The following is a 1,291-nucleotide window of genomic DNA, read 5'->3' as shown; positions in this document are numbered from 1 at the left end:
CCTTGTAAGTCTGGCTCATCCGCGCCGGCATCGGCTAGCGTTGGTGGTGCGGTGGCGGGTGAAAGGCCGCAGGGCCCTGGGGCGTCGCAGCCCGTGGCTAAGCCTGTGCCTTCGCCCGCCGTTCCATCGAACCCGAACAGTCGCTTGGGCCGCCAGCGAAGCCCGCTTGCGCAAGGACGGGTCACCATGGAAGCCACCGTTGTTGTTGGTATCGACGTCTCCAAGGATCGCCTGGATGTGGCGATCTATCCCAGTGACGAGCCGGGCTTCGCGGTCGCGCGCGATGCCACCGGGCTCGATGCCCTGGCCGCGCGGCTGAAGCCGCTTGCCCCTACTGCCGTCGCCGTCGAGGCGACCGGCGGTTTCGAGAGCGTGGTGGTGGCCAGTCTTGCTGCCGCCGGACTGCCGATGCTGGTGGTCAACCCGGCCCAGATCCGCGCCTTTGCCAATGCCCTCGGCAAGCGCGCCAAGACCGACCCGATCGACGCCCTGGTGATCGCCCGCTTCGTCGCCGCCACCACGCCGGCGCCGCGGCCTCTGCCGGACGAGGCCACCCAGCGCCTAGCCGACCTCGTCGCCCGACGCCGGCAGATCATCGCCATGATGGTGGCCGAGCGGCAGCGCCAGAAACGCCTCCTCGCACCGCGCTTGCAGCACAGCATAACCCGGCTGCTCGAGGCGCTGCAGAAGGAGCTCTCCGAAGTCGACCGCGAGATCGACGCGGAGGTCCGCGGCTCCGACATCTGGCGCGAGAAGGAGAAGCTGCTCGCCTCCGTGCCTGGTGTCGGGCCGGTCATCGCCCGCACCCTGCTGGCCGAGATGCCGGAACTCGGCCGTCTCGACCGGCGCGAGATCGCAGCCCTTGCCGGCCTTGCGCCCTGGACCCGCCAGTCCGGCCAATGGCGCGGCAGGAGCTTCATTGGCGGCGGCCGCGCCAGCGTGCGTGCCGTGCTGTTCATGGGCGCCATCACCGCCGCCCGTCACAACGCCACCCTCAAGGCATTCCACCAGCGCCTGATCGACGCCGGCAAGCCCAAGCTCGTCGCCATCGTCGCCGTCGCGCGCAAGCTGCTGACCATCCTCAACGCCATCATTCGGAGCGGACAAGCATGGAAGAGCGAAGTGCAGGCCGCGTCGATCTGACTGCCGTACAGATGCCGGGAGACCGGGGCGGCTCAAGGCCGAAGCCGCCGAAGGCGGGGGCGCGCAGCGCCCGCCTTGAACCGAACCGGGATCCCGGCAAGCATCAAAAGGCAGAACGACCATTGACCAGCAAGACAGTCGCTTAGCC

At 69.1% G+C, this 1,291-nt stretch carries 1 protein-coding gene; it reads left to right on the top strand.

Annotated features, from left to right (window positions below; translation table 11 throughout):
• The first annotated feature begins 186 nt into the window (after positions 1–186).
• Complete coding sequence (locus C8P66_RS23385) at positions 187–1,143, top strand: IS110 family RNA-guided transposase (protein WP_111400675.1); 957 nt, start codon at positions 187–189, stop codon at positions 1,141–1,143.
• Positions 1,144–1,291: the final 148 nt, after the last annotated feature.

Source organism: Humitalea rosea, from assembly GCF_003253705.1.
GTDB lineage: Bacteria > Pseudomonadota > Alphaproteobacteria > Acetobacterales > Acetobacteraceae > Humitalea > Humitalea rosea.
This window is presented reverse-complemented; position numbering and strand designations above follow the sequence as displayed.